General features: G+C 67.6%; 8 protein-coding genes and 1 pseudogene. 5 read left to right on the top strand and 4 right to left on the bottom strand.

The genetic code is table 11. The features are described 5' to 3' along the window. Nucleotides 1-163: 163 nt before the first annotated feature. Nucleotides 164-673, bottom strand: coding sequence for a hypothetical protein (locus tag ACH4MY_RS38075; RefSeq protein WP_398009425.1), 510 nt, complete (start codon nt 671-673; stop codon nt 164-166). A 349-nt stretch (nt 674-1,022) separates the two neighbouring features. On the opposite strand from ACH4MY_RS38075, the gene istA reads away from it, so the two are divergent. Genes istA through ACH4MY_RS38060 form a run of 3 tightly spaced genes read left to right on the top strand, consistent with a single transcriptional unit; the run spans nt 1,023 to nt 4,011 of the window. Next, nucleotides 1,023-2,675, top strand: a complete 1,653-nt coding sequence (istA, locus tag ACH4MY_RS38070; RefSeq protein WP_398009424.1) for an IS21 family transposase — start codon at nt 1,023-1,025, stop codon at nt 2,673-2,675. Beyond that, nucleotides 2,672-3,703 (top strand): ATP-binding protein, encoded by a 1,032-nt coding sequence (locus ACH4MY_RS38065; RefSeq protein ID WP_398009422.1) that lies wholly within the window; start codon nt 2,672-2,674, stop codon nt 3,701-3,703. Before istA ends, ACH4MY_RS38065 begins: the two co-directional genes overlap by 4 nt. A 53-nt stretch (nt 3,704-3,756) precedes the next feature. Next, on the top strand, nt 3,757-4,011 hold the full coding sequence (locus ACH4MY_RS38060; RefSeq protein WP_398009420.1) for a hypothetical protein: 255 nt from the start codon (nt 3,757-3,759) through the stop codon (nt 4,009-4,011). Between the two features lie 48 nt (nt 4,012-4,059). On the opposite strand, the gene ACH4MY_RS38055 is transcribed toward ACH4MY_RS38060, so the two are convergent. From ACH4MY_RS38055 to ACH4MY_RS38045, 3 genes are all read right to left on the bottom strand, one after another. Next, nucleotides 4,060-4,941, bottom strand: a complete 882-nt coding sequence (locus ACH4MY_RS38055) for a tyrosine-type recombinase/integrase (protein ID WP_398009427.1) — start codon at nt 4,939-4,941, stop codon at nt 4,060-4,062. A 103-nt stretch (nt 4,942-5,044) separates the two neighbouring features. Next, entirely contained in the window at nt 5,045-5,977 is a 933-nt protein-coding gene (locus tag ACH4MY_RS38050) for a tyrosine-type recombinase/integrase (RefSeq protein WP_398009418.1), read from the bottom strand. Then, on the bottom strand, nt 5,974-7,182 hold the full coding sequence (locus ACH4MY_RS38045) for a tyrosine-type recombinase/integrase (protein ID WP_398009417.1): 1,209 nt from the start codon (nt 7,180-7,182) through the stop codon (nt 5,974-5,976). Before ACH4MY_RS38045 ends, ACH4MY_RS38050 begins: the two co-directional genes overlap by 4 nt. Nucleotides 7,183-7,351: 169 nt before the next feature. Here ACH4MY_RS38045 and ACH4MY_RS38040 point away from each other — a divergent pair. After that, a pseudogene (locus ACH4MY_RS38040) lies at nt 7,352-7,612 on the top strand (ATP-binding protein); the annotation flags it as partial. Nucleotides 7,613-7,698: 86 nt separating this feature from the next. Continuing rightward, the gene (locus ACH4MY_RS38035; protein ID WP_398009415.1) at nt 7,699-7,947 is read left to right on the top strand and encodes a hypothetical protein; all 249 of its coding nucleotides are present in this window, start codon (nt 7,699-7,701) and stop codon (nt 7,945-7,947) included. The last annotated feature ends 205 nt before the right edge of the window (nt 7,948-8,152 follow it).

Raw genomic sequence — 8,152 nt, 5'->3', positions numbered from 1 at the left:
AAGGACCTCGACAATCCTCATTCTTGCTGGTCAGAGGCACTTTTCGCTTACCTGACCACCCGTCGGACAGCCCGCTTCATGAAAGCGCGAGGTTAAGGCGCCACCCCTGCAACTACGGGACCTGAATTCCTTGAACGGACGCGTAAGCGGCAGAAAGGCACCGTCAGAGGTTGGACTTCATGGCTTCGATACACGCGGCACGCGCGGCGGCGGATTGATCGCGGGGATAGGCCTGCCCCAGGTTCATGCCGTCGTCGCTCTGGATCGGTGGCTGCATCCATGCCTCGCTCATGTGCACGCCCGCTTCGGAACGAGCCGCCGACACCAGAACCGCGTAGGGCTCAGCGACCGCGGATGCCTCGATCTGGAGCCAGGCATGGTGAAAGGCCATGCGGGCGAGGAGGGAACTGACCTGATCGGTGAGTTCCCTGCGGGCATCGGGTGAGTCGGGGCGGCGCCGTATCCGGTACGGCATCTCCAAGTACTCCTCTACCGCAGTCAACGCTTCGGCGAAGGTCTTCGCTCGGCGCTCCCGCCGAGCCGCACGCTGGTTGAGGACGTAGGTGACATAGACGCCCAGCAGCGCGATGACGGGCACGATCAGAGCGGTCGTCTGAACCCATGACCAACCGCTGGCCTGCGCCGCGGTCGAGAGGAACTGCTCCTGGACCAATCGCGATCCTCCGGAAGGCCGTGTGGTGCGTCCTCGACGATCCACTCACCGCCGTCACGCCCGCCCGTGCAACGCCAGTAGTGTTCAAGGAAGAGGTGTCTCTCGACGATCCCAAGAAGGTCGAGAAGGCCCTTCTCGCTGGTCCACCGACGCTTGTCTAGGACGGTCTTCTTTGGCCACGGGGGAACGGCTTCGTGTGGCCCCACCGAGGAACGGTTTGAAGTGGCCCCACCTGGCAGTCGGTACGGCGGGGATGCACTCGTTTGGAGTAGTGCGGTATTGACCCGGATTCCGGGCCGGTATCACGCTGTGTGAGTAAATGGTTACGGCCGTGCCAGGAGGCCGGACTTTGCAGCGTGTCGAGTTGTTCGAGCGGATCCGTCGCGACCGGAGGCTGGAGAACGCCTCCGTCCGTGAGCTGGCCCGCCGTCACGCGGTCCACCGTCGGGTGGTCCGCCAGGCCCTGGACAGCGCGTTGCCGCCCCAGCGCAAGGAGCCTGTGATGCGCCGGTCGGCGCTGGATCCGGCGAAGGGCTGGATCGACGAGATGCTGCGGTCGGATCTGACCGCGCCGCCAAAGCAGCGGCACACCAACAAGCGGATCCTGGAACGGCTGCGCGACGAATACGGCTTCACCGCCGTCGCCTACACCACCCTCAACGACTACCTGCGGGTCCGCCGTCCTCAGATCAGGGAGGAGGCGGGCCGGGCCCGGATGATGCACGAGGGCATGGTTCCGCAGTTCCACCGGCCCGGCGAGGAGGCCGAGGTCGACTTCGCCGAGGTCTGGGTCCGGGTGGACGGCAAGCCGATGCAGTGCCAGCTGTTCACGCTGCGACTGTCGTATTCGGGCAAGGCCGTCCACCGGGTCTTCTCCACGTCGGGCCAGGAAGCGTTCATGCAGGGCCACGTGGACGCCTTCCGGATCCTCGGGGGCGTCCCGACCCGGCACATCCGTTACGACAACCTCAAGCCGGCGGTCTCCCAGGTCTGCTTCGGCCGCTCGCGGGTGGAGTCGCAAAGGTGGGTGGCCTTCCGGTCACACTATGGATTCGACGCGTTCTACTGCCGCCCCGGCATCGAGGGCGCCCACGAGAAGGGTGGGGTCGAGCACGAGGGCGGCCGGTTCCGCCGCTCGCACCTGGTCCCGGTCCCCGACGTCGACACGCTGGCTGATCTGAACGCGCGGATCGAGCAGATCGAGGTGGCCGAGGACGTCCGCCACATCGACAACCGGCCCACGTCGGTCGGCTTCGACTTCGACTACGAGGCCCCGCTCCTGGCGCCTTTGCCGTTCGAGGAGTTCGACGTCGGCCTGACGCTCACGCCGAAGGTCGATAAGACCTCACGGATCACCGTCCGCCAGAACAAGTACTCGGTGCCGGCCCGGTTCATCGGCCAGAACGTCCGCGTCTCACTTCGGGCGGACGAGGTCTGGGTCTTCGACCGGCACGAGATCGTCGTCCGCCACCCGCGGCTGGCCGGCCGCTACGGCTTCCGCGATCTGCTCGACCACTACCTGGAGATCCTGCGAACCAAGCCCGGCGCCCTGGAGAACTCCACCGGCCTGGCCGCGGCCCGCGAAAGCGGGCTGTTCACCCCGGTCCACGACGCGTTCTGGGCGGCCGCCCGCGAGGCCAGAGGCCGGGCAGAAGGCACCCGAGCCCTGATCGACGTCCTCCTTCTGCACCGCCGCCTGCCCGGCGAAGCGGTGATCGCGGGGATGAACGCGGTCCTCCAGGCAGGGTCGGTCTCCCCGGATCTCGTCGCGATCGAGGCCCGCAAGGCCGTGGCCGCAGCCGGCGGACCCCCGCCCGTCGTGATCGCCCCGCCGGCGACCGCCTCTGCCGCCGAGGACGCGCCCGAAGACCAGGACATCGTCTCCGCGCGGGTGATCTCCCTACCCGCACGACGTCATGAACTACCGCCGGACACCCGGCCGGAACCCTCCCTGGCCGCCTACGGCCAGTTGCTCTCTATCCAACCGAAAGGCTCAGCATGACGCAGAGCACCTCCCCCGCGCCGGCAACCACGGGGCGGTGGGGCTCCTTCGGCCTGCCCGCTCAGCGCGGGGCCGACCCGTCGGCCACGATCGACGCGGCCTGCCGGAACCTGGGCCTGTCCACGATCCGCGGCCGATGGGAGGAGTTCGCCGCCCAGGCCCTGCGCGAGCACGCGTCCTACGCGGACTTCCTGGCCGAGCTGCTGGAGAGCGAGTGCGAGGACCGCGACGAGCGACGCAAGTTCCGCCGGGTCAAGGAGGCGGGCTTCCCCCGGAACAAGCGGATCGAGGACTTCGACTTCTCGAAGAACCCCAATGTCCCGCCCGAGGTCATCAACACTCTCGCCCAGCCCGGCTGGGTCCAGGCCGGCAACCCCCTCTGCCTGATCGGCGACACCGGCACCGGAAAGTCCCACCTGCTGATCGGGCTGGGCACCGCGATCGCGGAAGCCGGCGGCCGCGTCCGCTACACGACCGCGGCGAACCTGGTGAACGAGCTGGCCGAGGCAGCCAGCGACAAGCAGCTGGGCCGCACGATCAAGAAATACGGCCGGGTGGACTTGCTCTGCCTGGACCTATGCCAAGACCGCGACTATGCCGAGCGGGACAGCAGTGGAACGGTTGTAGGCGGTCGAAAGCGCATCCCGGTTCGGCATAGTCTGCGCCATGGATACGCCCAGGTTGACGGACGCTGCAGTTGGGTTGAGGCGGTGCCGAGTGCTGCTTGGGTCTGGGAGCGGGGCGATATCGTGTGGGCATGTGGGACATCGACGCGCTGCGTGAGCGACTTCGAACGCGGGCAGAAGCAGATCCCGAATGCCGGGACTTCGGTGCGCGGAGGCACCGCTGGATGCTCGCGCCGCCGGTGGCCGAGGCTGTCGTGGCCAAGTTCGAGCAACGGCACGGTTTCGAGTTCCCGGGCGCCCACCGCTCTTTCATTACCACGGTGGGCAGCGGGGGCGCTGGACCGGCATACGGACTGTACGAGTTCGGCAGCAAGCCGTGGGCCGACTCGCAGGGCGACCTAGGCGCCAACTGGGCCGATCTACTGTCCGTTCCTTTCCCTCACACGGGTCCGTTTTTGCCCTCGGACGAGTGGTCCGTCTGCGCAGAGCACGCCCCCGGCGAGGAGGACTTCTCGCCGTGCTGGTTCACCGGATCGCTGATCATTGCCGAGATCGGCTGCGGCTCCTTCTACCGCCTGGTGGTCACCGGCCCGGGGCGTGGACAGGTCTGGACGGACGACATCGGCTGCGGACACTCCCTGAGCCCGGGGCCGGACTTCCACGATTGGTATATGCAATGGCTGGCAGGGAGTCAGCTGACCAAGCCCTGAGACGGGAGAGAATACTTTGCGCGACTCGGTTGACGTCGATCTAGGCAGTCACAGACGGTCGAGAAATGCGAGGATCTTGTCGGTGGGTTGGTAGCGGCCCGGGCGGGCGGTGACCGGTGCGGTGAGGGCGAGGGCCCTTTCCTTGATGGTCATGTCGGCGTGGACGTAGGCGTCGGTGGAGCGGACGCCGGCGTGGCCGAGCCAGAGCGCGATGACCGTGGTGTCGACGCCGGCCTGCAGCAGCGACATGGCACAACTGTGCCGTAGGACGTGCGGGTGGATGCTCTTGTCGATCAGGGACGGGCAGGCCTGTGCGGCGGTGCGTGCGTGGGTGCTCAGGCGCTGGGCGACGGCGTCGCGGCTGAGCCGACGCCCAGTGCGCGTGCAGAAGAGGGGGTCCCCGCCGTGGCCGGCACGTTCGTTCACCCAGGAGCTCAGCAGGTTCTGGATGGGGCGGTCGAGTGGGACGGTGCGCTGTTTACGTCCCTTGCCCTCGCAGCGGACGGCGGCGCCGTCGCCGAGGGTGATGTCGTCGCGGTTCAGGCTGGTGAGTTCGGAGACGCGCAGGCCGGTCTGGACGGCCAGGGCCAGCATGGCCTTGTCCCGTCGTCCTTCCCAGCGTTTCGGGTCCGGCGCGGCCAGCAGCGCGTCGACTTCCGGGCCGGTTAGGAAGGTGACGGTCCGCTTGTCGAACCTCTTGGGTGGGATGTCCAGGACCCGCTGGATGAGGAGGGAGTGTTCGGGGTGCTGGAGGGCGGCGTAGGAGAACAGGGAGCGGATCGCGGTCAGGCGGACGTTGCGGGTTCGGGTGCTGTTGCCGCGCTCGTCCTCCAGGTGGTTCAGGAATGCGGAGATCACGTCCGAGTTCAGGTCGTTCCAGTCCAGCTTCGCCGGCGCGGTGCCGGTCCGTTGCTGGACGAAGCCGAGCAGGAGGCGGATCGCGTCGCGGTAGACGGCGATGGTACGGGGCTGGCCTGGCGCTGGCGGGCGAGCCGGTCGGTGAAGAACGCCTGCAGGGTGGGTGCGATCAGGGTCATGTGCGGGCCGCCTTCCGGACGCCGTCGCGGCGGGCGGCGGCTAGGGCGAGCAGTTCCGGGGCCGCTGACTGGTACCAGTAGGAGCAGGCCGGTTCGCGGTGTCCCATGTAGGTCGACAGTGACGGGATCCTGGCCTGGATGTTGTCCTCGGTGCGATACCAGTGCAGCAGGGTTCGAACCGCGAAGGTGTGCCGCAGTTCGTGCAGTCGAGGTTTGTGCGGGGCGTCGAGGCCGACGCCGGCGGTGTCGACCAGGGCCCGGAAGACCGGGTGCACGCAGGCGTAGATCAGGCGCTTGCCGGTGAGGGAGATGAAGAACGCGGGGCCCTTGGGCCTGGGCATCAGGTCTTCGCGCAGTTTGTCGTACTCGCGCAACGCGTTCGTGGTGCTGTCCTGCAGCGGGACCAGTCGGGACTTGCCGAACTTGGACTCGCGGATGTGCAGCACACCCTGGTTCCAGTCGATGTCGTCGCGGTCCAGCTTGATGGCCTCGCCGATGCGCAGGCCGGAGGAGGCCAGCAGCCCGATCAGCGTGTCATAGGTCGCCGCCCGCAGCGGCTGCGGGATCGTCTCCTTGGCCGTGGCCATGATTGCTGCGATGTCGGCGTCCGAGTAGAGGAAGACCTGGCCACGGCGCCGGTTGTACGGCACCAGCCCCAGCGGCGGCACCTCGGTTGCCGGGTCGATCCCGCTCAGGTAGCGAGCGAACCCGCGAACAGCGGTGATCCGACGAGGGCTGACCGTCGTGATCACCTCGGGCTCGCGGCTGTTCATCCACTCCAGTGCGGCGGCGATGGTCACGGTCTGTTCGCCGCGGAGGTCCATGAAGGTCACGAAGTCCGGCAGCAGGTAAGCGGCTTCAGCCATCTGGTGCCCCAGCGAACGGCGGAGCCACAGGTAGTCGTCGAGGGCTTGGTGAAGATCGGTCACACCGCCTCCGTCCCGGGCCACGGCTGGGCGACCGCGCGCAGTGCGATGAAGTCGACCTTCGCGTAGAGCGCGGTCGTGGCCAGGTCCTGATGCCGGAGCACCTGCCCGATAGCGGTGAGACCGGCGCCGTGACGCAGCATGTCGGCGGCCAGAGCATGACGCAGCCGGTGCGGCCCGACCTTGGAAGCGCCGGCCCGCAGACATGCTCTCTCCACCACGTCGCCGACCAGGTCCGCCCGGATCGGCCCGCGCGGAGCCCTGCAGGTCAAGAACACGTGGCGGTCCTTCAGATGCGGTCTGGGACCGTCCAAGTAGGCGACCATGGCCTCGCCGACGTCGGCGGGCAGCGGGAGCCGGTCCTCACGGCGTCCTTTGCCCCGGACCACGATCTCGCCGCATCGCCAGTCCACATCGTCCAGCAGCAGCCGGGCCACCTCGATCGAGCGCAGGCCGAGCCTGGCCACCAGCATCAGGATCGCGTAGTCACGGACGCCGACCGTCCCCTCGCGCGGAGTGTGGTCCAGCAGCCGCTGAACGTCGCCGACCGCCATCGTCGGCGGCACAGAGGCGAAGCGCCATCCGCCCACCGGAGGCACCGCGCCGCCGAGCTTCGTCGGGATGACGCCGTGCAGGTGCAGGAACCGCATCAGCGACCGCAGCTCGGCAACCCGCCCCTTCGCCGAGCCTGCCGAGACCCTGGTGCACTCCCGCAGCAGGAACGCGTTCAGATCCGCCCCCGTCAGGCCCTCCGGCGCGAACTCCCCATCGCCTTTCGCCTGATCGGCCAGGAAGCGTCGGGCAGTGTTCCCGTAGCGCATCATCGTCGACGCCGACAGGCCACGCTCGGACTCCATCCAGCACCGGTACCGCTCCAGCAGAGCCTCCGTCGGCGAGGGCGTCATCTGCGGCACTGGCACCACCCCGGCCTCACGAAGGAACATCAGCAGCGGGACCATGCCGCGCGGCCCAGCCACCCGACGACGACCCGCCCTCTGTAGATCGGAGAGGTGCTGGTCCACCCGCTTCTCGTCTAGATCAGCGGCATCAAGGCCCTGCCCGGAAAGCCACAGGCCGACCTGCCCCAGATCCTTGAGCATGTTCCTGACGGTCAGGCTCGTGTACCCGCGCTCCGCCAGCCATGCCCGGTAGCCCTCGACCTGCCCGGTCAGGACACCCGCCTTCCGACGCGCACTTCCGAACGGCATCGCCACCCCCTCGCGGGAGCCCCCTGCCCCCTCGCACCCGAGGCTGCCCGGAACAGAAACTATGCAGAGCCATGAACAGCCGAAACCCCACGAAGGAGCGGACCTACTCGCACAGCTTCGGCATAGTCGCGGTGTCGGCATAGGTCCAGCTATGCGGATATCCGCATAGCTGGACGAGCTCGGCTACGTCAAGCTCGACCGGCACGGCGCCGAGCTGCTGTTCCAGATCTTCACGGAACGCGAGGAACGGCACGCGATCGCGATCGCATCGAACAGGCCGTTCACCGAGTGGGACCAGACCTTCACCGACAAGCGTCTCTGCCAGGCCATCGTCGACCGGCTCACCTTCGAGGCCCACATCATCGAGACCGGCACCCAGTCCTTCCGCCTCGCCAGCACCACCGCCAAACGCAAGGCCGCAGCCGCCTGATGATTCGCTGGCCGGCGGCAAGCCGCCACTTCGCCCCCGGAGGCCATCTATTACGTCGACACGGTCTCACGGACTACGCTGACGTCATGTCACCGTCAGACTGGCACCGCATCAACGAAGCGCGGGGATTCCACCGCGTGGAGATCGCCGTCGGCAGCGTCTTCAAGCCCCCTTACCTGCTTCTCGCTTGCGCAGGGATGGCCATACTCACCGTCAAGTTTGGCGGTGACTTCCCCATACTGCACGTGGTGGCCGTCCCCACCATCTTCTTGCTGACTCAATGGAGCCTCGGAGCTTTTCGGCGCGGTGACTCCCGCCGCAAAGACCACAACTGATCCGAGCGCAGAGCTCTGGCAGGACGCGATAGGTGCCAGGTCCCCTCTGCCGTCGCTCTCATGACCCCTCGGGCGGGCGCTGGCAAGGCGCCCGCCCGTCCGCATTCCTGTCAGTAGCTGTTGTCGTTCCGATCTTGAGGGGTGTGTGTCGAACGGGAGTCTCGATCGGGTGATCGCGGCTGGTCGTGGGCATGAAGGCAGGGCC

This window comes from Streptomyces sp. NPDC017246, assembly GCF_044331325.1.
In the GTDB taxonomy this organism is placed as follows: domain Bacteria; phylum Actinomycetota; class Actinomycetes; order Streptomycetales; family Streptomycetaceae; genus Streptomyces.
The sequence above is the reverse complement of the archived record's forward strand: the minus strand, read 5'-3'. Positions and strand labels throughout refer to the sequence as shown.

Coding starts and splice junctions, on each gene's coding strand:
- ACH4MY_RS38045 (WP_398009417.1), bottom strand. CDS start 7,182: ATGCCGTTCGGAAGTGCGCGTCGGAAGGCGGGTGTCCTGACCGGGCAG.
- ACH4MY_RS38035 (WP_398009415.1), top strand. CDS start 7,699: ATGTCACCGTCAGACTGGCACCGCATCAACGAAGCGCGGGGATTCCAC.
- ACH4MY_RS38065 (WP_398009422.1), top strand. CDS start 2,672: ATGACGCAGAGCACCTCCCCCGCGCCGGCAACCACGGGGCGGTGGGGC.